Origin of the sequence: Streptomyces sp. NPDC091280, from assembly GCF_044768565.1 — a bacterium.
In the GTDB taxonomy this organism is placed as follows: Bacteria; Actinomycetota; Actinomycetes; order Streptomycetales; family Streptomycetaceae; genus Streptomyces.
In genome coordinates this window covers 209,455-235,030 of sequence record NZ_JBIVUZ010000011.1, presented here as the reverse complement: position 1 = coordinate 235,030, position 25,576 = coordinate 209,455, and the positions used below count along the sequence as shown (strand labels likewise).

Here is a 25,576-nt window from a genome sequence, read left to right as displayed (position 1 = left end):
CGCGCCCGGCGCCGAGCGGTGCGTGGCTTTGTCCACAGGCGGGAACAAAGCGGAGGATTCCGTTCCCACAGGCTTACCCGCCGCTCACTTCCGCCTGGCAAACTGGCACGCCAAGGCGCAGAAATGCGATGTGAGGGGATCCACGCGAGGAGATCCGGATGTCCATGGCAGGGAATCTTCGGAAGGTCACGGGCCTGGGCAGGGTCGGCGGCCTCCGCAAGGTGGCGCGGCTGGCGCGACGGCGCCCGCGGGTCGACCTGAGCCACCACGCCCGGTCGCCCCTGGGTTCCTCGGTGGTCAAGTGTGTCACCTATCAGGACGGTGTCCGGGTCCCGGTCGGCGGCGATCTGGTGGACGCGGTCGAGCGGGTGCGCAAGAAGGAGGACGGGTTCGTCTGGCTCGGTCTGCACGAGCCGACGAACGAGGAGTTCGCGGGCATCGCCGAGCTCTTCGACCTGCACCCGCTGGCGGTCGAGGACGCGATCGAGGCCCATCAGCGCCCGAAGGTGGAGCGCTACGGCGAGACGCTGTTCGCGGTGTTCAAGACGGTCTGCTACGTCGAGCACGAGAAGCTGACGGCGACGAGCGAGGTCGTGGACACCGGCGAGATCATGGTGTTCGTCGGCGCCGAGTTCGTCATCACCGTGCGGCACGGACGGCACGGCTCGCTGGGGCCGCTGCGCGAGGAGCTGGAGTCGAACCCCCGGCAGCTCGCCAAGGGGCCGGCCGCGGTGCTGCACGCCATCGCGGACCACGTGGTCGACGACTATCTGAGCGTCACGGACTCGGTGCAGGCGGACATCGACCAGGTGGAGACCGACGTGTTCGCGGAGAACGGCGCGCGGGCCGACCCGGGCCGCATCTACCAACTCAAGCGTGAGCTGCTGGAGTTGAAGCGGGCGGTGGTCCCCCTCAGCGGCCCGCTGGAGGCGCTGTCCACGCGGCCGATGCGGGTGGTGGGACCGGAGATACAGGCCTACTTCCGCGATGTCTCCGACCACCTGCTGCGGGCGAAGGAACAGATCGCGTCCTTCGACGAACTGCTCAACTCGATTTTGCAGGCGCACCTCGCCCAGGTGACGGTCGCGCAGAACGAGGACATGCGGAAGATCACGGCCTGGGCCGCGGTGATCGCCGTACCGACGATGGTGTGCGGTGTGTACGGCATGAACTTCGACCACATGCCGGAGCTGCACTGGCGGTTCGGCTATCCCCTGGTGCTCGGGGTGATATCCGTGGCCTGTCTGGCGCTGTACCGGGGCTTCCGGCGCAACGGCTGGCTCTGAACCGTCCGGGGAGCGCGGGCGCCCCGGGGCCAGAGCACAGCCGTCCGGCCGCTCAGCGCATGGCACTTCGGGCGTAGACGTTCTCCACCCAGGTGGCGAGCTGGTCCTCCGTCAGATGCTGGGCGAGGTCGGCCTCGCTGATCATGCCGACGAGGCGTTTGTTCTCGATGACGGGAAGCCGGCGGATCTGGTGTCCCTGCATCTCCTGGAGCACCTCGCCGACATCGGCTCCGGCGTCGATCCAGCGGGGCGTGCCCTGGGCCATCTCGCCCGCGGTGATCTTCGCCGGGTCATGGCCCATGGCCACACAGCCGACGACGATGTCCCGGTCGGTGAGGATGCCGCAGAGCCGTTCGTTCTCGTCGCTGATGGGCAGGGCGCCGACGCCCAGTTCACGCATCAGCTGGGCGGCGCGGTCCAGGGTTTCATGGGCGGGGATCCACTGGGCGCCCCGGTGCATGATGTCTCCGGCGGTGGTCATGAAGTACCTCCCGGTGCCGGACGGCCGGCGCGGCACAGAACGTTCCGCTAGTCCCGGCGCCCTACATTCTCGCCGCGCGAGGGGACGAACGCACCCGGACGGCCGGGACTTCCGGACGGCACTCGCACAGCGCTCGGCTCGGACATTGCAGCGCGCGATCCTCCGGCCGGCTCGCTCAGGATTCGGGCAGTCCGCCCCACGCCGGGTGCCGCGGATCGTCGGCGCGCACCAGGACGTCCGCCGTGCCGGCCGGGTCGGTCTCGTCCTCGTAGCGCTCGAAGGCGGGCAGGGTCCAGTGCTCGGTCTCGGGGGTACGGCGGCGCAGGGCGCCCGGCGAGAGGCGGACGTGAAGGGTCAGGTCGAAGGGGAACCAGTGCCGCAGAAGGAGGGGGCCGTGCAGCAACAGGAGGGAACCGGGCGGGAGTTGGACGTAGGGGCTGCGGGTGGCGCGGTCGGCGGCCGGGTCCCACAGGTCGGGCAGGACGCGGCCGTCGCCGTCCGGTTCGAGCGGGCCGAAGACCTCGCGCCACAGGGCCCGGGTGTCGAACCAGCCGTCGTAGTACGCGTCGGCGTCCTGGTGCCCGTACTCCAGGCGCACCGAGGCGGGGCGCAGAAAGCCTTCCGTGCCGACGACGAGCGAGGAACGGCCACGGACCCGCAGCGTCTCCGCGACCCGCTCGGCGAGGTCGCCCGGGCGGGCCGCCGGGGCGCCGTCGAAGGCGATGCGAGGCCAGGGGCTGCCGTCGGCCGGTTTCAGGTCGAGCAGGCGCTCGGCGAGCAGGTCGCCGAGCCGGTCCCAGGTGATCGCTTCCAGTCGCACATCGCCCATGATGCGTCAGCCCCGGGAGACAGGGCTCTCTCCAGGTGACGAAGAGAGGAAAGGAGAGGAGCCAGGAGAGAGGTGCGCCGTGGCAGGGAAGGGATTTCGTATGGCATCGCTCTCGACTCCCCCGATCCGCAACGGACTTGTGGTGCCCGGCGGACCCGTGGTCGTCCAGCCGCTCAGGAAACGGCACTGCGCGGGGTGCCGTCGCGGGCCGTTGGCGCTGCTGGCCGTCGAGGGTGGAGTGCCGCAGTGTCTCGACTGTGCCGACCTCGGGCATCTGGTGTTCCTGCCGCGCGGCGACACGGCGCTGACACGCAGGGCACGGGAGGAGAGCGCGCTGTCGGCGGTGGTCGTGCGGTTCAACCGGCGCCGGGGCCGCTACGAGCGGCAGGGCGTCCTCGTCGAGGAGGCGGGGCTCGCCCGGGCCGAGGAGCGGTGCCTCGCGGACGCGGAGGCGCGACGGCGGCGCCGGGTGCGGGACGCGGGGCGGCGGGCGGTGGAGGACGTGCGGTTCGCGGAGGTGTTCGCGGCCGAGATACGACGGCTGCTCCCCGGCTGCCCCGAGGAGCGGGCCCGGGCGATCGCCGCGCACGCCTCGCTGCGGGGCAGCGGGCGGGTGGGGCGGAGCGCGGCGGGGCGGACCTTGTCGGAGGGCGCGGTGGTGTCGGCGGTGGTGGCGTCGGTACGGCATGTGGACACGCCGTACGACCAGTTGCTGATGAGCGGGGTGCCCAGGCACGAGGCGCGCCGGCGGATCACGGCGGAGGTGGAACGGGTGTTGCGGCACTGGCGGGAGGACGCGGCGTGATGCCCGCCGATGCCGGGGGCGGTGTCGTGGGCGCTCGCGTATGCCCCGGCGATTCTCGGCCATGGTCGCCGAGGCGGGGACGGGACCGACTTGCCGGGGCGGTCGGTGGTGGGCAGGATCTCGGCTCTATGGGGGGGGAGTTGGTGTCGGCATGATCGGTGAACCGTATTTCGCGCTGACGGTTCTGGGGGTGCTCGCGACCGGGGTGATGGCCGGGGTGTTCTGTGCCTTCTCCGTGCTGGTCGTGCGGGGGCTGGCGGAGTTGCCGCCCGCGCAGGGGGTGGCCGCGATGAACGCGATCAACAGGGCGGCGCTGACTCCCGCGTTCATGCTGCTGTTCGCCGGTTCGGCGCTGGTGTGCGCGGTGATCGCGGTGGTGACGTTCGTGCTGTGGCCGGATCGGGGCACCGCGGAACTGCTGCTGGGCAGCGCGCTGTATCTGCTCGGGGCGTTCGGGCTGACCCTCGTCGCGAACGTGCCGCGCAACGACGCCCTGCTGAAGCTGGACCCGGGGACCCCGGAGGCCGCCGCGTACTGGCCGTCGTACATACGCGAGTGGACGATGTGGAACCACGTGCGGGCGACGGCCTCGGCCGCCGCCGCGCTGGTCTACATGCTGGCCCTCACCTGAGCGGTCCCGCAAGATCAACTGGGTGCGGGCTGAGGGGCCCCGGCAATGGGCGGCGGGAGCACGCGGAAACCGCCGCGAGAAAGCCGGTCTCGTCCACTCTGCGCGCTCGGCCGGTGGGCCTTATCGTGGCTGAAAGAGTGCCGCTCGATGACGCACGGCCTGTCGCATGCGGACGCGAGGAAGACCGCCATGGCCGATCCCAAGGGTTTTATGACCACTCCGCGCGAGGAGTGGCCCCGCAGGCCCGTCGACGAGCGGGTACGGGACTGGGACGAGGTGTATGTCCCGGGCGCGCTGCTGCCGATCGTGGGCGGGCAGGCCGACCGGTGCATGGACTGCGGTGTGCCGTTCTGCCACGACGCCTGTCCGCTCGGCAACCTGATCCCCGAGTGGAACGATCTGGTCAGCCGGGACGACTGGCGGGCGGCGGCGGACCGGCTGCACGCCACCAACAACTTTCCCGAGTTCACCGGGCGGTTGTGTCCGGCGCCGTGCGAGGCGGGCTGCGTGCTCGCCATCAACCAGCCGGCGGTCACCATCAAGAACGTCGAGGTGGCCGTCGCGGACCGCGCGTGGGCCGACGGTTTCACGCCACCCCGGCCGCCGGACCGGCTGTCGGGGCGGACGGTCGCGGTGATCGGCTCCGGGCCCGCCGGGCTCGCCGCCGCCCAGCAGTTGACGCGCGCCGGGCACACGGTCGCCGTGTACGAGCGGGACGACCGGCTCGGCGGGCTGATGCGGTACGGCATCCCCGAGTTCAAGATGGAGAAGCGCCATCTGGAACGGCGGCTGGAGCAGATGCGGGCCGAGGGCACCAAGTTCCGTACGTCCACGACGGTCGGACGGGATGTCGGAGCGGCCGAGCTGCGGGCGCGCTACGACGCGGTGGTGATCGCCACCGGGGCGACGGCCTGGCGTGAACTCACCGTACCGGGAAGGGAATTGACCGGTATCCATCAGGCGATGGAGTATCTGCCGCTGGCCAACCGGGTGTGCGAGGGGGACATGGCGCGGTCTCCGTTGTCCGCCGCCGGGAAGCATGTCGTCATCGTCGGCGGCGGCGACACCGGGGCCGACTGTCTCGGCACGGCGGTGCGTGAAGGGGCCGCGTCCGTCACGCAGTTGGACATCTACGCCCAGCCGGACGCCGAGCGCGACGAGGACGCGGAGCCCTGGCCGACGTATCCGAAGATCTATCGGCTGTCGGCCGCGCACGAGGAGGCCCGGGACCTGGAGACGGCGCCCGCCGCGCACGCGGACGCCCGGCTGTTCGCCGCGTCGACGCTCCGTTTCGAGGGGGACGCGGACGGGCGGGTGCGGTCGCTGGGGCTGGTCGAGGTCGACGCGGAGCGGCGGCCGTTGGCGGGTTCCGGGCGCAGCCTGCCCGCCGGTCTCGTGCTGCTCGCGCTCGGGTTCTCCGGGCCCGACCGGGCGGACGGGCTCATCGATCAGTTGCGGCTGGCGATGGCGCCGCGCGGCACGATCACCCGGGACGCGGACTTCGCGACGAGCGCGCGGGGCGTGTTCGTCGCGGGCGACGCCGCCCGGGGCCAGTCGCTGATCGTGTGGGCCATCGCGGAGGGGCGGGCCGTGGCGGCGGCCGTCGACCGCTATCTCACGGGGAGTTCGAGGCTGCCGGCGCCGATCGGGCCGTACGACCGGCCGTTGGCGGTGTGACGGGCCGGGTCAGCGTCGCTGGTCCGTGCCCGCCGCCTTCGCGGTGGACAGGGCCACCCGGTTCCAGGTGTTGATCGTGAGGATCAGGGACAGGACGTGGGCCAGTTCCGTGTCGTCGAACTGGGCGGCGGCCCGCGCGTAGACGTCGTCCGGGACACCGCCGTCGGCCACCAGGGTCACCGCCTCCGTGAGGGCGAGGGCCGCCTGCTCGCGCTCGGTGAAGAAGTGCCGGGCCTCGCGCCAGACGGCGACCATGTGCAGCCGGTCCTCGCTCTCGCCGGCCTTGCGGGCGTCGTTGGTGTGCAGGTGGAGGCAGTACGCGCAGTGGTTGAGGTGCGAGGCGCGGATCTGGATCAGCTCGACCAGGGCCGGGTCGAGGCCCTCGCGGGCGGCGGCGTCGAAGCCGACGAGGGCGCGGAAGACCTTGGGGGCGGAGCGGGCGAGGTCGATTCGGGTCGCGGTCGCGGTGGCGTCGGCGGGAGCGTTCGTGTTCGTCGTCATGCGACAAATCTAGGAGCCGGAAAGACCCTCTGTAGGGTGCATTTCCATGGCGGAATCGTGGGTCAATTCGGCGGAGCGGATCGGGGCCGATCTGCATCTGGAGCTGTCGGGCGGTGGTGGTCGGCGGGCCGCCCTCATCGACGCGCTGCGGGAGGCCGTGCGCGGCGGGCGGCTCGCTCCCGGCACCCGGCTGCCGCCGTACCGCTCGCTCGCCGCGGACCTCGGGGTCGCCCGCAACACGGTCGCGGACGCGTACGCGGAACTCGTCGCGGAGGGCTGGCTGACCGCCCGCCAGGGCTCGGGCACCCGGGTCGCCGACGTCACCCGGCCGCTCCGGGCGCAGCCGACGCGACACGCCGGGAACGGCCCGGTTACGGCACCTCCACGCGCGCGTGCGCCCCGGCACGACCTGCGGCAGGGCACGCCCGACGCGTCGGCGTTCCCGCGCGCGGCCTGGCTGGCGTCGTACCGGCGGGCGCTGCGGCAGGCGCCCGACGAGGTGTTCGGGCCGGGTGATCCGGCCGGCCGGATCGAGCTGCGGGAGGCGCTCACCGAATATCTGGCACGCGCGCGTGGTGTACGCACGGCGCCCGAACGGATCGTGATCTGCTCCGGCTTCGCGCACGGGCTGCGGCTGCTGTTCGGCCAGGGCGGCGGCGGGGTGCTGCGCGGACCGCTGGCCGTGGAGGCGTACGGGCTCGGCTTCCACCGGGAGCTGCTGCGGACGGCCGGCGTCCGGACCGTACCGTTGTCGGTCGACGAACACGGCGCGCGCGTCGGGGAGTTGGCGAAGGAACGGGCCGTACTGCTCACGCCCGCGCACCAGTTCCCGACCGGCGGTCCGCTGCACGCCGAGCGCAGGGCGGCCGTGATCGACTGGGCACGCGCGCGTGGCGGTGTGGTCCTGGAGGACGACTACGACGGCGAGTTCCGCTACGACCGCAAGCCTGTGGGCGCCGTTCAGGGGCTCGACCCGGAGCGGGTGATCCTCCTCGGCTCGGTCAGCAAGAGCCTGTCCCCCGCGCTGCGCCTGGGGTGGATGGTCCTCCCGGAGCGGTACGTCGAGGGCGTGCTCGCGGCCAAGGGCGAGCGCGAGGCCTGGACGGGCGTCCCCCACCAGCTCGCCCTCGCCGACCTCATCGCCTCGGGGTCCTACGACCGCCATGTGCGGCGGATGCGGCAGCGGTACCGGAGCCGTCGCGACCGCCTGGTCGCGGCCCTCGCCGAGCGGGCCCCGCACATCGAGGTCACCGGGGTCGCCGCGGGCCTGCACGCGGTGCTGCGGCTGCCGCCCGGCACGGAGCGCTCCGCGCTGAAGGCCGCCGCGCGGCAGGGCGTCGCGCTGGACGGGCTGGCCGCGTTCCGGCATCCGGAGGCGGCCGCCGAGGGGGCGGGGGCGGCGGCTCAGGACGGTCTCGTGGTGGGGTACGCGACGCCCTCCGAGGCCAGGTTCGGGGCGGCGCTGGATGCACTGTGCGAGGCCCTGTGCGAGGTGTTGCCGCCCGCGTAGCCCGCGGGGACCGGGCGGGAACCAGGCAGAAAACGGCGGGAAACGGCGACGAGGGCGGTCCGGCGGGATCGTGCCGCCGTACCGCCCCCGATCGGGCAGATCCGCTAAGTGCTGAGCCTCGGCCCCGCGCCTCGGCGCGTGCTGTCGTGGCTCTCGGACGGGGCATCCGGGGATGCCGGTGTGGTCAACTCAGTACCAAAATAAGGAGATTCGCCAAGGAAAAAGCATTCAGCACAGCTGAGTGACAGGCCGGGTCATGAGAGCAGGAAATCCGCCTCGCCGGCTTTCGCCCCCTCGATGAAGGCCGTCATCTCGTCGGTGGTGTAGATGAGCGCCGGCCCGTCCGGGTCGGTGGACTGGCGTACGGCGATCCGGCCGTCGGCGAGCTTCATCGCCTCCAGGCAGTTGCCGCCGTTGCCGCCGCTCCACGGTTTGTGCCAGCCCTCGCTCCCCAAGTCCCGCGCGGGCATACCGTTGTAGACGCTCATACGCGGTTTGATGCGATCCATTCACAGCTCCTTGCGGAGATCCCTGAGGATCTCCTTCGTGCGATGTGCCGTAGCGGCCTGCGCCGCCATGCGGTCCATGACCTCAAGGTGAGTCGCCACCTCTTCGCGCGCGTCCAGATAGACGGCGCCGGTCAGGTACTCGCTGTAGACCATGTCCGGAAGTTCCGGCATGGCAAATCGGAACAGCACGAAGGGCCCGTACGTGCCCGGGTGCGGCCCCGAGGAGAACGGGGCGACCTGCAAGGTCACGTTCGGCAGCTTCGTGGCGTCGAGCAGTTTGTCGATCTGGGCACGCATCACCTCCGGGCCGCCGACCGGGCGGCGCAGGGCGGTCTCGTCCATGACGGCCCAGAAGCGGGGCGCGTCACGGCGGGTCAGCAGGTCCTGGCGCTGCATGCGCAGCGCGACATGGCGCTCGATCTCGTCGGGCTCGGTCTGACCGATGGCACCCGAGCGCAGCACCCCGCGCGCGTACTCCTCGGTCTGAAGCAGCCCGGGCACGAAGTGCGGTTCGTACGACCGGATGAGCGCGGCGGCGCCCTCCAGGCTGACGTGCATGGAGAACCAGCCGGGCAGGATGTCGTGGAAGCGCTGCCACCAGCCGGGCTTGTTGGCCTCCTCCGCGAGGCGGACGAAGGCCTCGGCCTCCTCGTCGGTGACGCCGTAGGACTTCAGGAGGAGCTGGAGGTACGGGATCTTGAGGGAGACCTCGGCCATCTCCATGCGGCGGACGGTGGCGGGTGCGACGCGCAGGACCTTGGCGGCCTCCTCGCGCTTGAGCCCGGCGCGTTCCCGCAGGTCCAGCAGGCGTCTGCCGAGGACGACCTGGCCGACCGTCGGTGCGGACCGCGGCTCGCTCACGCTCCACCTCCCCCCAATGAGTTCCGTTGAATTCCGTTGAGCTCCGTCGGGTCCCGCCTGGTTCCGTCGGGTCCCGCCGAGTTCCGTAGGGTCCCGCCGCGGCGCACGGGCCCGGCGCTCGAATCCTGACAGCCCTGCGGCGCCATTCGAAGACTCATTCGAAGATCGGGACAGACCTCCGGAGATTCCAACTGGCGCCGCGCGACGTTCTGTTGCGAGCAGTGTGCCACGACCGTCCAGAGCGTCATACGGCACTCTGCATTTTTCATAGTGACACTTGCCAAGTGTTCACGGCGGGGCGATAGTGGCAAGCGTGATTCCGTCCGCGCCCTTAGGAACAGACGCCGCCGCAGGCCGCCTCGGTCTCGGTGCCGCCACGGGAGCCGCCCCAGGTGGGGCCGCTGCCGAGCGCCGGTTCCGGTTCGAGCTGGCCGCACATCCGGGTTCCCCTGCCCAGGCGAGACGCCTGACGCGGGCCCGGCTGTCCGGCTGGTCCGTGTGCGAGGACACCTGCGACACGGCGGTTCTGGTCGTCTCCGAGCTGGTCACCAACGCCATCGTGCACACCGCGAGCAGCCACATAGTCTGCGAGCTGCACGACGGCGACGACCTGGTGCGGATAGCCGTCCGTGACGAGGGCTGCGCTCCCGGTGAGCCGCATCCGTCACCGCAGCGGCCCGATGAGGAGCACGGGAGGGGATTGCTTCTCATCGACGCGCTGTGCCGGGCCTGGGGCGCTCAGGAACACGGCCCCGGCCTGCTCGTCTGGGCCGACCTGCCACGGCAGGCGGACCCGATCCACGGCCACCACCCGGCCTCCGGCCACGACAGTTCCGTACCGCACAACGACCTGGGCTGGGGCGCACGACCCAAACCGGTGCCGTCGGGCGGTTCGGGCGACGAGGACGAGGCGACGTCACACTTCGGGGCCTTCGAGAATCTGGGCGTATTTCCGGGACGGGGGCATGGGGATGCCTCCCGCGGGCATGGGGGTGCCGGCGACTTCGGAGACCTGGATCTCGGCGGCTTCGGAGGCCGGGAACACGGAAACGGGGTGGGTCCCCTCAAAGGGGCCGGCTCCGTGCACCGGAGCCGGGAGGCCGCCGGACACTTCGGGGAGCCGGGCCGGGAGGAAACAGGATCCTCCAGAGGCCGGGGCCACCTGGACGCCGGCGACCTCCCGGACTCCGCGGACACGGCGGGTACCGGGGACACGACGAATACTGGGGACACGACGGGAACTGGGGACACCGGCGGGTTCGGGAACTTCGGATCGGGGGCCGAATGGGTCTGAGCGGCGCTTCCGGTCCCGGCCAGGTACTCAGTCTCGACACGCTGGTCCGTCTGGGGCGCGCGCTGCACGGACCGGGCACGGCTCGGCGACTGCCCGTCCCCGAGGGCATGACGGCACCGCTCGGCTGCGACGCGGTGGCGGTGCCCGCGCGCTTCGGACCGCTGGTCCTGCCCCGTCTGCCGCGCGTCGGCTGTGTCTACGCCGACGCGAGCCACTGGTGGTGGATCGTGCCGTCCGACTCCGACTACGCGCTGGACTGGCCGGCACCGGCGCGGTACACCACGGGAGCGCTGGTGCCGGACGCGCCGCGCGCGCCCGGGCTCATCCATCGGCCTGACGGGAAGTTGCCGTACACCCCGCCGATTCCGCTGTATCTGGCGGTCTGCCGGGTCACGGGGACCACGCCGTCCTGGTCCCGGCCCATCAGCGCGTAGCGGTCAGCGGGCCGGGCGGGCTTCGTCCGCAGGTCCGGTAGGGCCGGGCGCGACCGCGCCGCGGAGCCGCGGATCGACACGGCCCCGCGCCCCTGACGGGGCGCACGCCCGCGTGCCCCCGCCTCTCCCTCTCGCGCCCTGCCCCTCACCGCCCCACCCCGCGATAGTGGCCGTTCGTCCGCTATCGGGGGAGGTCGACGGTGGGAAGCAAGGGTGACTCGGGACAGGTGGGGCCGTCCGCGTCGGAACGGCTGCTCTTCGGTGGGCCCCTGCGCTACGACATGGGGTGGAACCAGCACAACGACGCGTTCCTGGAGCTGAGCTTCCGGGCCATGGTGACGCGGCTGCCCGCGATGCTGGGGTCGAGTTTCCGGCTGGCCTGGCAGGCCGATCCCCGGGCCGTCCGGATCGTGCTGGCCGCCGAGGCGGGCCGGGGTGCCACCCAGGCGGTGAGTCTGCTCGCCGTCAACAGCGTGCTGGGGCAGCTGATCAACGGCGGCACGATCGCGGACCGGCTGCACGGTGCCGTACCGGCGCTGGTCACGATGGCCGCCGTACTGCTGGTGGGAGCGCTGCTGCGGGCCGCGTCGACGTACGCCACCGGGCGGCTGGAGCCGAAGGTGGAGCGGGTCGCCACCGAGCTGTACCTGGAGCGGGCGGCGGCCGTGGAGCTGGCGGCGATCGAGGACCACGCGTTCCACAAGCTGCTGGACACCGCGCAGTACGGCGCCTCCTCGGCCCGCCGCATGATCTCGCTGGCGACGCGGGTGATGAACGCGGTGATCTCGCTGATCGCGGCGGCCGGTGTGCTGACCGTGCTGCACCCGGCGCTGCTGCCGCTGCTGGTGACCATGACGCTGCCGAGCGCGTGGGGCGCCCTGACGAACGCGCGCCGCCGCTACGAGTCCTTCCACATCTGGGTGCAGCACGCCCGCGCCGGCCATCTCATCAGCGGTCTGCTCACCGAACCGGAGGCCGCGCCGGAGATCCGTGTGCACGGGGTCGGCCCGTTCCTGCTGCGCCACTTCCACTCGATGTCGGAGAGCGCGGAGGCGGAACAGGCCCGGCTGGCCCGGCTCGCGGCCCGTACCGGGCTGATCGCGGCGACCTGGACGGGCCTGGCGACGGCGGCGACGTACGCGACGCTGGGCGGGCTGCTGCTGTCCGGTGCGATGGCGCTGTCGGTGGCGGGTACGGCGGTGATCGCGATCCGCACCGGTTCCGGAAGCCTGGACACGCTGGTGCTGGCGGTGAACCAGCTGCACGAGGAGGCCCTGTTCGTGGGCGATCTCCAGAAGCTGTACGAGGAGGCGGCCGAGCGGGCGATCCCGGTGGGCGGGGCGGCGCTGCCCGAGGAGCCCCGGGAGATCCGCTTCGAGAACGTCACGTTCAGCTACCCGGGCGAGTCCACCCACCCCGCGCTCGACGACGTCACCCTCCGGCTGCCGCTCGGCCGGATCATCGCACTGGTCGGCGAGAACGGCTCCGGCAAGACGACCCTGGTCAAGCTGCTGGCCGGGCTGTACCGGCCGGACCGGGGCCGCATCCTGTGGGACGGCGTCGACGCGGCGACGGCCGACCGGCACCAACTGGCCGACCGGATCGCGATGGTGGCGCAGAACTTCAAGCGCTGGCCGTTCACCGCGCGCGTGAACGTGGCCATCGGGCGGTCGGCCGCGCCGCTCACCGAGGAGCGGGTGGCGGGCGCGCTCGCCGAGGCCGGCGCCGAGGACGTGGTCGCGGATCTGCCACGCGGTCTGGACACGCTGCTGGCCCGCAACTTCAGCGGCGGTCACGAGCTGTCGGGCGGCCAGTGGCAGCGGCTCGGGATCGCGCGGGCCGCCTACCGCAAGGGCCGCATCCTGATCGTGGACGAGCCGACCGCGGCCCTCGACGCCCGCGCCGAGCTGGAGGTCTTCGAGAAGATCCGCGCGCTGGCCGGCACTGGTCAGACGGTGGTCCTGATCACCCACCGGCTGGCGTCCGTGCGCCACGCGGACCTGGTGCACGTCCTGGACCAGGGGCGGCTGGTGGAGTCCGGTACGCCCGACGAACTGCTGCTCAGCGGGGGTGTCTACGCGGAGCTGTACGCGCTCCAGGCGGACCAGTTCACGGCGAAGGTGCCCGCCCCGAAGGCGGGCTGAGGGGTCAGGCGGCCACGTCCACGGTGTCGGCGCCGCGCACGATCACCAGGAACATGTCGGTCGCGATGTCCATGACGACCTCGGCGGGCAGCCCTTCCAGACGGCGTGCCTGCGCGAACTCCTCCGCCGGCCACGACCCGCGCGGCCCGCCGGCGGGAAAACGCTGAAGCACCGTTCGCCCGTTCACCCTGTACCTCCATGTCGTGCCTGTCCCGCTGAACTCAGAGACCTTGGTGAAGCCTCGTTGAGTTAAACGCAGACAGTACGGTGAACGGCTCGCGAAGTGACGGTACTGAGACATAGTCGACACCTGGCAACGCGACTTCAGCACAGGTGTCCGTACCAGTAGGCAGTCCTCGTACGCGTCTCTCGTCCGCGCCTCAGTCCTCGTACTCGTCGTGATAGCGGACGCGCTCACTGCCCGCGGGCGCCCCGAGCGCCGACGCGCGCCCCTTCGGCCGCTCCCACTCCTCCTGCCGCCCCAGCGCGGTCAGGTCCAGGAAGGAGGTGGTCGAACCGAGTCCGTCGAGCCCCCGCTCATAGGTCGAGTAGGTGTGGAACACCCGGTCGTGGTCCCGCAGGAAGCAGCTGACACCGGGCCGTTCGAAGGGCTCCCCGTCCCCGATGAGCGTCACGTCGAAGTCCCAGTTGAACTCCCCGCCGAAGGACGAGTACCAGGGCACCGTCCACCCCATCCGCGCCTTGAACGGCAGGATCTTCGTGTACGGCGCCCTCGACACGACGGCGAACGTCGTACCGCGCGCCTTCAGATGGGCGAGATGCCCGATCTGGTCGAGGAACGCCGAGCAACTGCGACAGCCCGCCTCCCACTCCGGCGCGAACATGAAGTGGTATACGACGAGTTGGCCGCGTCCCTCGAAGAGATCGTGCAGGGTGGCCTTCCCGTCGCCGCCCTCGAAGAGGTACTCCTTCTCGATCTCCACCATGGGCAGCCCGCGCCGCTCGGCGTTGAGCGCGTCCCGCGCGCGCGTGGCCGCCTTCTCCTTGACCAGCAGTTCTTCGCGCGCCGCCCGCCACTGCGCACGCGAGACGATCTCCGGAAGCGACATGGGCCCTCCTGTGACAACGGTCCGTTGAGGGATGGACCGGAGCGGGAACGGGAACTCATCGCTGCCCCGAAAGAAACTTCAGCCAGAACGCGCCGAGGCCGTCCCGTACGACACCGGAAGCGCGAGCAGCCCCGGGCGCGCAGCGAGGGCGGTGAGCGCGATCCCGGTGCCGGCGCGGACGAGCCGCGCCCCCAACTCCACGTCCTTCGCAGTGAGGTCGGGCCCGGCGGGAGAGTGGCTCACTCTCCCGACGTACGACGCCGTCCTCGCCCCGTGTGAGCCGAATCGCGCATCCCGGCGTGGCGCTGTCGCGAGCCGCCCCGGACCAGCACGCTTGCCTCACCACCAAGGTTTCTGGACCAAGGCTTCTGGAAGGGGCCCGGCATGCTCCTCGGCACCTGGAATCTGGAGAACCTGTACCGTCCCGGCGGCCCGTTCGGCCCCAAGGACAAAGCCGCCTACGAGGCGAAGCTCGCCTCCCTCGCCGCCGTGATCACGGAGCTGGACCCGGCTCTGCTGGGCGTGCAGGAGGTCGGGGAGCCCGAGGCGCTCCAGGACCTGGCGGGGATGCTGGGCGGCGAATGGCACATCGCCCTGTCCACGCACCCGGACGTCCGGGGCATCCGGGTCGGCTTCCTCAGCCGCGCCGAACCGCGGGTCGTGGCCGACACGAACGCGTTCCCCTCGGAGCTGCGCCCGGTGCAGTCCGACGACTCGGGCGCCGAGGAACCGACCACGGGCCGCGGTCTGCTGGCGGTGGAGATCACGACGGCGACCGGGCCGCTGACGGTGGCGGTCGCCCATCTGAAGTCGAAGCTGCTGACGTACCCGGGGGACCGTTTCTTCCCGCACGACGAGGGCGAACGGGCCCGTTACGGCGCGTACGCCCTCTACCGCCGGGCCGCCGAGGCGGCGACGCTGCGCGCGCTGGCCGACGAACTGCTGGCCGGTGAGGGCCGTACCCGGGACGTGGCCGTGCTCGGTGACATGAACGACGAGGTCCAGGCGGCCACCACTCAGATCCTGCTCGGCCCGCCCGGCTCGGAACTCGGCACACCCGGCTACGACCGCCCGGACCAGGGCGACGCGACCCGCCTGTGGGACGTGGCCCCGCTCATCCCCGCCGACCAGCGCTACTCCCGCGTCAACTCCGGCCGCCGCGAACTGATCGACCACATCCTGGCCAGCCATCACCTGGTCCATCGGGTGACCGCGGCGGGCACGGGCCTCCCCGGCACCGAGCCGCTGCACCTGCCCTCGATCGGCCCCGATCCGACGGCGAGGCGCGAGGCACCGGGGTCGGACCACGCACCGGTGTGGGTACGGGTGGATTGAATGGGCGAGTGGGTGAGCGGGGCGGCCCAAGTGGCTATACGGCGACCGGGAGTTCGATGGCGCGCAGCCCGGCCTGCCCCCGTCCCCGCTCGAACTCCGCCAGGAGTTCGGTGAGTTGCTGGATGTGCCGGGGGGTGAGCCGTCCCGTGTCGTCGAGGTGGACGGCGCAGGCGGTGGTGGCGTCGACGAGTCGTTCGAGGACGGCGGCGACCTCGTCGGTGCCCTCCGTGTGCCGGGCGAGGGCGGGGAGTTCGGCGGCCGAGACGGCGATGGCGCCGCGGGCCTCGGCGAGCGTGCGGTAGGCCTCGCGCCGCAGGGTCCAGCGCTCGGCACGGTCTCCGGACTCGTTGAGCACGTGCACGAGATAGGCACGCGCGGCGTCGCCGGCCGCCGCGAGCCGGGCCCGCACTCCCCCGCCGTGCTTCCCCGGCATCGGCAGATGCCCGACGATCAGCACGATCGCGCAGGCCATCAACGTCTCGCCGATCCGGCCGGCGGAAGCCTGCGGTTCGCCGCCGACCATCACGAGCGAGAGCACGAGGACGGTGACGACGGCGGTCTGCGCGGCGAAGTGCCGGGTGGCGGCCGGGATGAGCGCCCCGCTGAGCGCCACGAGCGCGACGAGTCCTTCCGGCCGGGGCAGCACGGCGGCGAACCCGGCGAAGACGACCGCCCCGAGCACGGTCCCCGCCGCCCGGCACAACACCCGGGAGGCGAGCGGTCCGAGGTCGGGCTTGACGAGGAACACGGCGGTGGCGGGCAGCCAGTACCAGTGCTCGTGCGGCCCGTACCAGCGGGCATGGTGCAACGCCTGGGCGACCGCGACGCTCACCCCGAAGCAGAGCGCGACCCGCAGACCGTACTCCCGCCCCCCGGCCCCGAACGCCCTGCGGAACAGACCACTCGCCGACCGCCGCCGCGTATGCAGGTCGCTCCGCTCCCCCCGCTCCCCCTCCGCCTGGTCGAAGGCGTCGGCGGCCTGCAACAGGGCGTCGTCGAGGGCGCGCAGCGCGGGGGCCGAACGGTTGGGTGCGGGCAGCGGCCCGGTGTGCGCGTTGTCCCGTACGGCGGCGGCGAGCCGCCGGGGCCCCTCCCCCGCCCGGGCGGACACGGCCTCCCCGCCCCACGCGAGGGCGGTCGCGGCCTCGGCGAGCGGCAGCGCGGCGGCGTACTGCCCGTGCAGCCGCCGTTCGGCCGCGGAACTCGCGTACCTGCGCAGCCGGGGACCGGCAAGGGCGTCCTGCGCGTGATCGAGCGCGGCGGTGAGCGCGGCGCGCCGGGCCGTCGCCTCCGGACCACCGGTGGCGTCGAGCAGCGCGGCGATCGCGTCGTATACGGCGGCTACGGCGTCCCGCTCGCCGTCGAAACGGTAGTCACCGGCGAGGGCACCGGGCGTGGGCAGCGCCAGCCGAAGCCCGACCAGCCAGACGGCTCCGGCGAGGAAGGCGAGGGCGCGTTCCCATCCCGGTTCGGGCAACGGCATCCCGGCGCCGATGGCGGAGGCGACGAGCAGTTGCGTACCGGCACCGGACGCGACCGGCCCGATGGCGCTGAACCCGCCGGCGACCAGCCCGATCCCGGTGAGGAGCAGCGTCAGTACGACGGCCCCGACATGCTGTCCGGCATACGTTCCGACGAGCAGCCCCGAGGCACCCGCGAGCGCGGGACCACCGAGCCGCTTGACCGAGGCCCGCCGGCTGCCGGGCCGGTCGTTGATCCCGGCGAGCATGGCCCCGAGCGCGGCCAGCACCCCGAGAGACGTCCGCCCGACGAGCACGGCCACAAGAAGCAACGGCCCCGCGGACAAGGCCCCCCGAGTGACCGCGCTCCACGGCACCGGCCCCCGCTGAGCACGCAGCGCGTGGGCGAGCCAGGGCGGAAGCGAGAGGACGACGACGCGACGGGACACGGGGCTCCTGTCCTGACGAGGGCGGGGTGTGCCTTCGGGCGACGGCGGCCGGGGCTTGGGCTGGGGCTGTGGTGTCCACGGTAGTTGCGGAACGAGTGCGGAACGGGCCGCTCTTATTTCGAGGGTGTGAAGGTCGGCCGCAAAGGCGCTTTCAATATGAACGCAACACCTGGGAGGGGGCTTCCGGGTCGGGAACGGCGCGAGTGAGCGCCGGGAGTGCCTCCGGTGTCCGGGGTCCTGCGAGTGCCTCCGGCCTACGTCCGGAGCCCTCAGCCCGTCGTCGCCAGCCCGAAGTCCGCTCCCGAGATGCCCCCGAGCGCCTTCGTGATGCGGAGCAACGGCTCACGCAGTGCGGTCAGCTCGGTGCGCATCGCCTCGGCCTGGGGCCAGGCGGCCTCGTGCTCGAAGGGGGCTGTGTCGGCGGGGCAGCGGGTCTCGTACGCGGCGAGGCGGGGGTGCCAGGTGCTGGTGAAGGGACGGATGGTGTCGTTGACAAGGGCGTAGGCGAGGCTCTGGACGGTCGGTGCGCCGGAGCCGCATTCCAGGCCGACGCTGTATGTGTGCAGCGTCCCGCGCGTGAAGTCGATCAGCGCCTTCAGGGATGCCAGCGCCTCCCGCAGACTGCCAGTACCCGGCGCCAGTTCCTGCACCCCGATCCGGGTGACCAGCTCGACCTGTAGGTCGAAGGCGGCCATCCGCTCCGACTCACTGGGTGCCGCCATGGGCGCCTCCCTCCGGCCACCGGGGAAGGCCAGCGTAGCCGGGCCGCGGTGACCGCACAGGACGCGCAGCGCTGCCTGCCGCAGGGACTCGGTGCGGGCGGGGGCCGGATCATGGTGGTGCCAGGCGTGCAGGGTGACGGGGTGGAGCCGCCAGCCGCCGTCGGCCGCGGGTGTCAGCAGGCTGCGTACGCGCAGTTCGGCGACGCCGTTCGCGGCCCGCCGGGCGGCTACGGCCCGGGGCACCCGGTCGGCGGCGGCGAACACCCGCTCCGCGTCCTCCGCGGTCAATGGCAGCGGATGCAGTGCGGCGGCGCAGCGCAGCGCGTCGGCGGAGTCCGCCGTGTCCACGTCCCGCACCAGCGCACCCGTCACGTCTCCCTCCGCGAGGGTGTCGAGGAGAGAACTCCCGCGCGCGTGCAGCCTGCCGTACAGCTCGCGCGGCTGATAACCGGCCCGGATCGCGCGGCCCAGCAGGCTGAGGGCGAGGGGATGTCCGTCCACTGCCTCGGCCAGTGTCTCGTCCCCGCCGACGAGCACGCGCGCGTGCGGGGCGTCGAGCGGCCCCAGGTCCACGGGGGTGCCGATCCCGTCGTAGGCACGGCTGCGCAGGGTGAAGACGGTGTGGCCGAGCGGGTGGGGTGCGGCCATGGCGGCGATGTCGCGGGCGGTGAGCCGGTCGGCGGGCACGGAGTCGACGATCCACAGGAACGGTTCGGCGGTATCGAAGGGGGTGGAGCCGGAATCGGAGAGCGCGCGCACGAAGTCGTCGTACGCCTGTCCGCTCACCCAGTAGACCCCGCCCGGGTAGGCCGCCGCGAAGCGGAGTGCGTACTCCTGGGCGAGGGCGGACTTGCCGATGCCGGCCATACCGCAGATCTGCACGGCACGCGGGGCGGCGCGGCCGGTGACCAGGGGTACGGAGTGGGCGTGCAGGGCGGAGTGCACCTGCCAGAGTTCGGAGAGGCGGCCCAGGAAGTCGGGGCGCGGTTCCGGTGAGCCCAACAGCCATCGGCGCAGGGCGTGTTCCTGGATGGCCATCGGACCGTCGAGGCGGGCGACATGGCCACGCACGTCGGCCACCAGGGCGGTGAGGTCGTCCGCCGTGGCGTGCCGGGCGTCGCGGAGTTCGACGGGGTGGATGTGGTCGCTGGTCGCCTCGGGATTGACCACCATGACGCGACCACGCGGATCGCCCTCTCGCAGGCCCGCCAGATAGGCCGTCGTCAACTCCCATTGGCAGGCCTCGCGTTCGGGGTAGCCGACGGAGTAGTAGGCGAGCAGCGCCTTGGAGCGGGACAGTTCGCGCCGGATGGTGTCGCTGATGCCGGCGAAGGACGCGACCCCGGTCTCGTCGGTGAACACGTCGAGCCCACCGTCCCGCAGCACCCGCACGAGCGGTCGCACCCGCTCCACGTCACCGCGGCTGTAGCTGAGAAAGACGTCCCACACGGCGACTCACACTACTGGGGCTACTGAGGCGGGTGATCGCGAGAACCTGGGAACCGGCCGACGCGGAACGCAGTGCGGCGTGGGAGTCGTACCTGGAACTGATCACCCGGGTCTCGGTCGAGGAACTCGCGCCCGACGAGGGCTTTCTGCGTGAGGCCCTGTCCTCGCTCTGCACCGCTCTGCACCTTCCTACGAGTCGCAGCGGCCGGAGGCCAGAGAGTTCCTGACGCTTCCGGCGGCCGGGGCCGTTCTCCCGGCCCGAGACCTCGCTCGCGGGCCGATTGTCAGTGGCGTGCGCTTCACTGGAGTGGTCACTGAGAGTCACCACGGGGGAGCGGTCGATGGCAGCGCATGGGGCGGATGAGAGCGGTCAAGGACAGGGGCGGCGGGCCGAGGGCCGGGGAGTGGAGGGTGGCGGCGGCGCGCAGTCGGCTCGTGCGCATCTTTCGGTCGCCGGGTTGCGGGCGCGGGGATGGCCGCCCGGAATGGTGCGTCAACTGCTCGGAGCGCCCGATGTGTTGCGGGTCAATCCGTATTCTCGGGCGGCGCCTCGGATTGGGCTGTACGGGGTCGAGCGGGTCGAGGCGGCTGAGCGGAGCGAGGAGTTCCGGGCGGTGACGGCCGCTGCCGCGCGGCGGTCCGACACCGCGCGGGGCGTTGCCCGGCGCAGACGGCGGGAGGTACTGGCCCGGATCGCGGCCGAGCCGATCGACGTACCGCGCCTGACTCCGGAGGAGTTGGCGACACTGGCGGCCGAGTACCGCGACGAGACGGGGGTGGTTGGGGGCCGCCTCGTGGCCGGGAACGCGGATCCCTGCGGGCTCGACCGGTGGAAGGTCGACTTCCTGCGGCACCGGCTGGCCCGCTACGAGGAGCTGTTGAAGGGCTTGCACGGAGGCACCGGTCGGGCCGCCGCCGAGGAACTGCTTCAGCGACGGGTCTACGGCGCGATTGCCGAGGCGTATCCGTTTCTCGCCGGGGAGTGCGAGCGCCAGTTGTCCGAGCGGGCGGAAAAACGGATGCGGGCGCGGCCGTCCACGTGATCGGCTGACAGCCGTACCGTGCCGACCGCCCACCCCCGATCTGACCACTCACCACCCACCGCCCGCCGCCCGCCGCCCGCCACCGGCCGTCGGCCGTCGGCCGTCGGCCGTCGATCAACCGATCCACTGGGAGTCCTCGTGATCGAACGCGTCACCGCCCCCTCCCTCTTCCCGCCGCCCACCTACTCCCACGCCACCGTCGTCGAAGCCGGCACGAAGCTCGCCTTCCTCGCCGGGGCCGTGCCACTCGACGCCGACGGCGCGGTGGTCGGCGTGGGGGACCCGGTGCGGCAGGCCGGACAGGTGCTCGCGAATCTGGGGGAGCAACTGCGGTCCATCGGCAGCGACTTGAGGCATGTCGTGGCGACGGATGTGTACGTGGTCAGCAGTGAGACCTCGGTGCTGTCCGCCGTGTGGGAGGTGGTCGAGGCATCCGGGCTGAGCGTGGGACCGCATTCGTCGACACTCATCGGCGTGGCCTGCCTCGGGTACACCGGGCAACTCGTGGAGATCACGGCGACAGCCGTTGTACCGGAACACCTCGTAGCGGAAGCCGTCGTAGCGGCCGACTCGGAAGAGGCAGTGCCGTCGTGAATCCCGGCCCCGGGCACTGCCCTGGCCCCGCGACCGCGACCACGACCACGACCACGACCACGACCACGACCAGCGTCACCCTCCGCCCAGCAACCGCCCTCGACGCCCTCCCCGCCGCCGACGTGCGGTACGTGGGCCCAATTCGCGGGTCAGGGCGCCGCGTTGCGGGCCAGCTCCAGGGCGTACGACGGCCACCACCGGCCCGCCGCGGGGCCGCCCCGGCAGGTGCCGTCGGACTCGCCAGGGCGTTTGATCCATAGGTAGGCGTCGAGAAGGGGGTTGTTCGTCCGGGTGGTCGGCGGGGTGCCCAGTGCCCGGCCGGGCGGGTTGCACCACGCGTCGGTGCCCGCGTAGGGACCGTTGCCGTTGCGGCTGGTGTCGATGACGTAGTGCTTGCCCGCGAGGTCCTTGGAGAGTTGGTCGCCGTATGTCGAACTCGCCTTGTTGGTCTGGAAGTTGGAGACGTTCAGGGCGACCCCGTCGGCGCGGGCGACCCCGGACGCCTTCAGCGCGTCGACCAGGCGCCAGGCCTCGGGGATCCAGCCGGAGTTGCCCGCGTCGACGTAGACGCGGGCGTGCGGTTGGCGTTTGAGGCGGTCGACGGCCTCGGCCAGCAGGGCGTAGCGGTCGGCCGCCACCACCCTGGTGCAGCCCGCCACCACCTGGGCCACCGCGTCCGGTTCGACGATGACGTAGGCGTCCCGGTCGCCGAGCGCGGTCGCGAACTCGTCGATCCAGGCGCGGTAGGCCGCCGCCGTGGGGGCACCGCCCAGCGAGTACTGGCCGCAGTCCCGGTTCGGGATGTAGTACGCGACGAGTACGGCGGTCTGTCCGGCGCGCGCGGCTGCGGTGGTGCGGGCGCGGACCAACGGGCCGGGGTCGGGGCCGTTGAGCCACTCGGCTTCGGGTCTGGCGGCGATGCGGTCCATCAGCGCGGCGTCGGCCGTTCGACCGACCGCGCGCCAGGTGGCCGCCTGCTGTGCGGCCGACGAGTCGGGGGCGGTCCAGAACGGTTCCGGAGTTTCCGGTGGTTCCGGTACGTCCCGTGCCGCGCCGGCGCAGCAGAGTCCCGCGAGGAGCGTGGCGAGGAGGGCTCGCCGTACCGGCGTGGGCAAGAGAGGCTCCGTTCTGGCCAGGGGTGACGCGTCCTTCCCGGAGTCTGCGCGGCACGTCTCCACGAGTCGCCGTGACGCCTGCCTGATCGCCGCAAGATCACCCCGACGGATGCGCTGTCGAGCGTGGCGCGTGATGTTGTTCGACGACGGCGACGGCGACGGCGACTGCGGTTACGGCTGCGGCGGCGGCGCAGCCGATCGCACGGTCCCCAGGTCCCCAGGTCCCGAGGCCCGAGGCCCGAGGCCCGAGGCCCGAGGCCCGGAAGGGAGGCTAAAGGGCGCTAAGGGGCGCTGCCCCACGCCCTCCTCTTCGGCACCGGCCGTGCATAGCTCCCCGCCCTGCTCGTCGTCAGGCCCAGTCCCACCAGGGACTCCGCCAGTTTCACCGCCGCGCCGACCCCGTCCACCACCGGCAGTCCCAGCTTCTCCCCCACCGCCCGCTGGAGTCCGGTCATCCCCGCGCAGCCCAGTACCAGGACCTCGGCGCCGGCCGCGCAGGCCCGTTCGGCCGCCGCGAGGAACGCCGCCCGCGTGCGGTCCTCGTCCTCGGCGAGGTCGAGGACGTTCAGCCCCGTGCCCACCACCGCCGCGCAGTTGCGGCCCACCCCGGCCAGTTCCAGGCTGTCCTCGATCTGGCCGCACGAGCGTTCCAGCGTGGTGACGACGCCGTAGCGGCGGCCCAGCAGACAGGCCAGATGGGCGGCCGCCTCGGTGATGTCGACGACCGGTACGTCCACCAGCTCCCGGACGCCTTCCCGCCCGTGCTCGCCGAAGCCGGCCATGACGACGGCGTCGTAGGGCGGGCCGTCGTAGGTGCGGAGTGTGTCCATGACCGCCGCCGCCGAGAGGTAGCTGTCGAGCCAGCCCTCCGCCGATTCCGGTCCCCACGTGGGAGTCAATCCGGTCACGGTGGTGCCCGGGCCTGCGGCGGCCCGGGCACCTCGCACGATCTCCTCGGTCATCTCCTGCGTGGTGTTGCAGTTGGTGACGACGATGCGCACTCCGCTCAGCCCTCCACCGGCTCGGGGGTGGGTTCGGCCGCGGCCCGCTCGGAGCGGCAGATCAGCAGGTACAGGCCCGCGCCGAGTGCCGTGCCGATGAACCAGGAGTACGGGGCGACATCGCTGAACGTCTTCACGAGCGCGAGTACGGCCGCGACGCCCGCCGAGGGCAGGAACGCCCACAGGGCCTTCGGGTTGACGCCCTTGCGGTAGTAGTAGCGGGAGCCGGGGGTCGCGTCGAAGAGTTGGTCGACGTCGATACGGCCGCGCTTGACCCAGTAGTAGTCGACCATGATCACGCCGAACAGCGGGCCCAGGAAGGCGCCGAGGCCGCCGAGGAAGTAGTTGACGACGGTCGGGTTCGAGAAGAGGTTCCAGGGGGTCACCACCAGGGCGGCGACCGTGCTGATCATGCCGCCGATCCTGAAGGTGATCTTCTGCGGCCAGACGTTGGCCAGGTCGTACGCCGGTGAGACGAAGTTGGCGACGATGTTGACCCCCATGGTGGCGACGGCGAACGTGAACGCGCCGAGCACCATGACCCAGGTGTTGCCGACCTTGGCGACCAACTCGGCCGGATCCGTGATGGCCTGTCCCCAGACCTCCAGCGAACCTGCTGTCACGATCACCGAAACGACCACGAATGCCGTGGAGTTGATGGGCAGACCCCAGAAGTTGCCGCGGCGGACGGTCTTGTAGTCGGGCGCGAAGCGGGAGAAGTCGCAGAAGTTGAGCATCAGCGTGCCGTAGGTGGCGAGGATCAGGCCGATCGCGCCGAACCACTGCCGCCACTGCTCGCCGAACGACACCGGGTGCGGGGTGGAGGTCAGCGAGATCGACCAACCGGCCTTCGCCAGCACCCAGATGGCCAGCGCGATCATCACCAGCCAGATCGCCGGTCCGCAGAAGTCCTGGAACTTCCTTACGGATTCCATGCCTTGACTGATGATCACCGCCTGGATCAGCCACAGGGACACGAAGGAGACCCAACCGAGGGCGTCAAGTCCCAGGAAGGAGTGGTGAGTCCAGGAGTCCAGGCCCGGCCAGGCGGCCAGCAGCATCACGTTGACGGCGACGGAGGCCAGGTAGGTCTGGATGCCGTACCACATGATGGCGATCACGGCCCGGATGAGGGCCGGGATGTTGGCGCCCCAGACGCCGAAGCTGATGCGGCTGACGACCGGGAACGGGACGCCGTGCGCCTGCCCGATCCGCCCCATCCAGTTCATGCCGACGTAGATGAGCACGAAGCCGACGAGGAGCGAGGTGAAGACCTGCCAGACGTTCATGCCGAGGACCAGCAGGCCGGCGGCGAACGTGTAGTTGCCGAGGTTGTGGACGTCCGACATCCACATGGCGAAGAGGTCGAAGACCTTCCAGTTGCGCTTGCCGGCGGGGGCGAGGTCTTCGTTGGTGAGACGGGGGTCGGGGACGAACGCTGGCGCGCCAGTGGCTTCAGCACGGTCGGCGAGGGACACGAGGCCTCCAGGGAACGGGGATGGGGGCGGGACGGGGGTGGGGATGGGGGCGGAGACGGAAGTGCGGGGAGGAAATGGGAGGAGCGGGGGCGGAGGGGGGAAACAGGACGGCTGTCGATGTCGTTTGGTATACCAAACTGCCGTCATGGTCCTCCCGTCAACCGTTCCGACCGATGTCGCCGTTGTTAACGCTCCGTAAAAGAGGCCCGGAGTCGGCGAAGATGGCCCCATGAGCTCCATGGCAGCGAAGATCGAACCCCTCGGGGCGGTGCGCGAACACGTCCTGGCGACCCTGCGGCAGGACATCATCGCCGGTCGCCTCCACCCCGGAGACCGGCTGGTGGAACGCGAGCTGGCCGAACGCTTCGGTGTCTCGCGGGTGCCGGTCCGGGAAGCGATCCGCGCCCTCGTCGCGGAGGGTTTCGTCCTGTTCGAGTCGGCCCGCCGTACGGTCGTACGACGACTGACCCCGACCGACGTCAAGGAGCTGTTCGAGCTGCGCGAAGCGCTGGAGGTGTACGCGGCCGGACTCGCCGCGACCCGCGCCACCCCTCAAGCCCTCGCCGAACTGCGGGAGTTGCTGGACAGCGCGGCCAAGGCCACCCGGTCCGACGACGCCGAGGCGATCACCGACGTCAACACCCGCTTCCACGACCGCATCCTGGCCCTGGCCGGCAACAGCCTGCTGATCTCGGTCATGGAACCCGTCGACGGCCGACTGCGCTGGCTCACCCGGCAGAACGAGGAATGGCCCCAACTCCTCACCGAACACGAGGAGTTGTACGAGGCCATCGCATCCGGCGACCCGGACCGGGCCCGCGCCCACGCCCTCGCCCACGTCCAGGCGAACTACCGCTCAACGGTCCACCACCTCTTCGGCGACCGACCGGACTGACCG

Annotated in this window: 25 protein-coding genes and 1 pseudogene; 13 read left to right on the top strand and 13 right to left on the bottom strand. The window is 71.7% G+C overall.

Features of this window, described 5'->3' with window-relative positions; genetic code table 11:
* Window positions 1-158 precede the first annotated feature (158 nt).
* Complete coding sequence (locus tag ACIQPR_RS31740; protein ID WP_403655233.1) at window positions 159-1,286, top strand: magnesium and cobalt transport protein CorA; 1,128 nt, start codon at window positions 159-161, stop codon at window positions 1,284-1,286.
* A gap of 52 nt (window positions 1,287-1,338) precedes the next feature.
* Here the strand turns inward: ACIQPR_RS31740 and ACIQPR_RS31735 are convergent, their stop codons facing one another.
* Window positions 1,339-1,767, bottom strand: coding sequence for a CBS domain-containing protein (locus ACIQPR_RS31735; protein WP_200710485.1), 429 nt, complete (start codon window positions 1,765-1,767; stop codon window positions 1,339-1,341).
* A gap of 175 nt (window positions 1,768-1,942) precedes the next feature.
* Window positions 1,943-2,596, bottom strand: a complete 654-nt coding sequence (locus ACIQPR_RS31730; RefSeq protein ID WP_403655231.1) for a uridine kinase — start codon at window positions 2,594-2,596, stop codon at window positions 1,943-1,945.
* 100 nt (window positions 2,597-2,696) lie between these two features.
* Here ACIQPR_RS31730 and ACIQPR_RS31725 point away from each other — a divergent pair, with 100 nt between their 5' ends.
* From ACIQPR_RS31725 to ACIQPR_RS31715, 3 genes are all read left to right on the top strand, one after another.
* Window positions 2,697-3,401, top strand: coding sequence for a DUF2293 domain-containing protein (locus tag ACIQPR_RS31725; protein ID WP_403655229.1), 705 nt, complete (start codon window positions 2,697-2,699; stop codon window positions 3,399-3,401).
* Between the two features lie 151 nt (window positions 3,402-3,552).
* Window positions 3,553-4,032, top strand: a complete 480-nt coding sequence (locus tag ACIQPR_RS31720; protein WP_403655227.1) for a DUF1772 domain-containing protein — start codon at window positions 3,553-3,555, stop codon at window positions 4,030-4,032.
* A 189-nt stretch (window positions 4,033-4,221) separates the two neighbouring features.
* Window positions 4,222-5,709 carry a glutamate synthase subunit beta gene (locus ACIQPR_RS31715; RefSeq protein ID WP_403655225.1) on the top strand — a complete coding sequence of 496 codons (1,488 nt, stop codon included), beginning with the start codon at window positions 4,222-4,224 and terminating at the stop codon, window positions 5,707-5,709.
* A 9-nt stretch (window positions 5,710-5,718) separates the two neighbouring features.
* Here ACIQPR_RS31715 and ACIQPR_RS31710 read toward each other — a convergent pair whose 3' ends face one another.
* On the bottom strand, window positions 5,719-6,210 hold the full coding sequence (locus ACIQPR_RS31710) for a carboxymuconolactone decarboxylase family protein (RefSeq protein WP_403655223.1): 492 nt from the start codon (window positions 6,208-6,210) through the stop codon (window positions 5,719-5,721).
* Between the two features lie 46 nt (window positions 6,211-6,256).
* Between ACIQPR_RS31710 and ACIQPR_RS31705 the strand changes: the two genes are divergently transcribed.
* Window positions 6,257-7,720 carry a PLP-dependent aminotransferase family protein gene (locus tag ACIQPR_RS31705; protein WP_403655221.1) on the top strand — a complete coding sequence of 488 codons (1,464 nt, stop codon included), beginning with the start codon at window positions 6,257-6,259 and terminating at the stop codon, window positions 7,718-7,720.
* Window positions 7,721-7,974: 254 nt separating this feature from the next.
* On the opposite strand, the gene ACIQPR_RS31700 is transcribed toward ACIQPR_RS31705, so the two are convergent.
* Both ACIQPR_RS31700 and ACIQPR_RS31695 read right to left on the bottom strand, forming a co-directional pair.
* Window positions 7,975-8,229: a DUF397 domain-containing protein gene (locus tag ACIQPR_RS31700; protein WP_019060458.1), complete on the bottom strand. Its 255-nt coding sequence runs from the start codon at window positions 8,227-8,229 to the stop codon at window positions 7,975-7,977.
* Window positions 8,230-9,090, bottom strand: coding sequence for a helix-turn-helix transcriptional regulator (locus ACIQPR_RS31695; protein WP_403655219.1), 861 nt, complete (start codon window positions 9,088-9,090; stop codon window positions 8,230-8,232). It abuts the gene before it with no gap.
* Window positions 9,091-9,394: 304 nt separating this feature from the next.
* Between ACIQPR_RS31695 and ACIQPR_RS31690 the strand changes: the two are divergent.
* The 3 genes and pseudogenes from ACIQPR_RS31690 to ACIQPR_RS31680 all read left to right on the top strand — a co-directional run.
* Window positions 9,395-10,003 (top strand): annotated as a pseudogene (locus tag ACIQPR_RS31690) (ATP-binding protein); the annotation flags it as partial.
* 371 nt (window positions 10,004-10,374) lie between these two features.
* Window positions 10,375-10,818, top strand: a complete 444-nt coding sequence (locus ACIQPR_RS31685; protein WP_403655217.1) for a hypothetical protein — start codon at window positions 10,375-10,377, stop codon at window positions 10,816-10,818.
* A gap of 200 nt (window positions 10,819-11,018) precedes the next feature.
* Window positions 11,019-12,962 (top strand): ABC transporter ATP-binding protein, encoded by a 1,944-nt coding sequence (locus ACIQPR_RS31680; protein WP_403655215.1) that lies wholly within the window; start codon window positions 11,019-11,021, stop codon window positions 12,960-12,962.
* Window positions 12,963-12,966: 4 nt separating this feature from the next.
* Here the strand turns inward: ACIQPR_RS31680 and ACIQPR_RS31675 are convergent, their stop codons facing one another.
* From ACIQPR_RS31675 to ACIQPR_RS31665, 3 genes are all read right to left on the bottom strand, one after another.
* Window positions 12,967-13,149, bottom strand: coding sequence for a hypothetical protein (locus ACIQPR_RS31675; RefSeq protein ID WP_403655213.1), 183 nt, complete (start codon window positions 13,147-13,149; stop codon window positions 12,967-12,969).
* 193 nt (window positions 13,150-13,342) lie between these two features.
* Entirely contained in the window at window positions 13,343-14,032 is a 690-nt protein-coding gene (locus ACIQPR_RS31670; RefSeq protein WP_403655211.1) for a DUF899 domain-containing protein, read from the bottom strand.
* A 78-nt stretch (window positions 14,033-14,110) separates the two neighbouring features.
* Window positions 14,111-14,275, bottom strand: a complete 165-nt coding sequence (locus ACIQPR_RS31665; protein WP_403655209.1) for a hypothetical protein — start codon at window positions 14,273-14,275, stop codon at window positions 14,111-14,113.
* Between the two features lie 141 nt (window positions 14,276-14,416).
* Here ACIQPR_RS31665 and ACIQPR_RS31660 point away from each other — a divergent pair, with 141 nt between their 5' ends.
* Window positions 14,417-15,367 (top strand): endonuclease/exonuclease/phosphatase family protein, encoded by a 951-nt coding sequence (locus tag ACIQPR_RS31660; protein ID WP_403655207.1) that lies wholly within the window; start codon window positions 14,417-14,419, stop codon window positions 15,365-15,367.
* 34 nt (window positions 15,368-15,401) lie between these two features.
* On the opposite strand, the gene ACIQPR_RS31655 is transcribed toward ACIQPR_RS31660, so the two are convergent.
* A complete protein-coding gene (locus tag ACIQPR_RS31655; RefSeq protein ID WP_403655205.1) occupies window positions 15,402-17,276 on the bottom strand; it encodes an FUSC family protein in 1,875 nt (624 codons plus the stop codon).
* Between the two features lie 269 nt (window positions 17,277-17,545).
* On the bottom strand, window positions 17,546-19,447 hold the full coding sequence (locus ACIQPR_RS31650) for a TIR domain-containing protein (protein WP_403655203.1): 1,902 nt from the start codon (window positions 19,445-19,447) through the stop codon (window positions 17,546-17,548).
* A gap of 32 nt (window positions 19,448-19,479) precedes the next feature.
* Between ACIQPR_RS31650 and ACIQPR_RS31645 the strand changes: the two genes are divergently transcribed.
* The 3 genes from ACIQPR_RS31645 to ACIQPR_RS31635 all read left to right on the top strand — a co-directional run bounded on the left by ACIQPR_RS31645 (window position 19,480) and on the right by ACIQPR_RS31635 (window position 21,084).
* A complete protein-coding gene (locus ACIQPR_RS31645) occupies window positions 19,480-19,674 on the top strand; it encodes a hypothetical protein (RefSeq protein ID WP_403655201.1) in 195 nt (64 codons plus the stop codon).
* A 387-nt stretch (window positions 19,675-20,061) separates the two neighbouring features.
* Entirely contained in the window at window positions 20,062-20,490 is a 429-nt protein-coding gene (locus ACIQPR_RS31640; RefSeq protein ID WP_403655199.1) for a hypothetical protein, read from the top strand.
* 138 nt (window positions 20,491-20,628) lie between these two features.
* Entirely contained in the window at window positions 20,629-21,084 is a 456-nt protein-coding gene (locus ACIQPR_RS31635; RefSeq protein WP_403655197.1) for a RidA family protein, read from the top strand.
* Between the two features lie 149 nt (window positions 21,085-21,233).
* Here the strand turns inward: ACIQPR_RS31635 and ACIQPR_RS31630 are convergent, their stop codons facing one another.
* The 3 genes from ACIQPR_RS31630 to ACIQPR_RS31620 form a co-directional block, all read right to left on the bottom strand.
* Complete coding sequence (locus ACIQPR_RS31630; protein WP_403655195.1) at window positions 21,234-22,199, bottom strand: glycoside hydrolase family 6 protein; 966 nt, start codon at window positions 22,197-22,199, stop codon at window positions 21,234-21,236.
* A gap of 281 nt (window positions 22,200-22,480) precedes the next feature.
* Entirely contained in the window at window positions 22,481-23,200 is a 720-nt protein-coding gene (locus tag ACIQPR_RS31625) for an aspartate/glutamate racemase family protein (protein ID WP_403655193.1), read from the bottom strand.
* A 5-nt stretch (window positions 23,201-23,205) separates the two neighbouring features.
* A complete protein-coding gene (locus ACIQPR_RS31620; RefSeq protein WP_403655191.1) occupies window positions 23,206-24,678 on the bottom strand; it encodes an NCS1 family nucleobase:cation symporter-1 in 1,473 nt (490 codons plus the stop codon).
* A gap of 229 nt (window positions 24,679-24,907) precedes the next feature.
* Between ACIQPR_RS31620 and ACIQPR_RS31615 the strand changes: the two genes are divergently transcribed.
* On the top strand, window positions 24,908-25,573 hold the full coding sequence (locus ACIQPR_RS31615; RefSeq protein WP_403655189.1) for a GntR family transcriptional regulator: 666 nt from the start codon (window positions 24,908-24,910) through the stop codon (window positions 25,571-25,573).
* Window positions 25,574-25,576 lie beyond the last annotated feature (3 nt).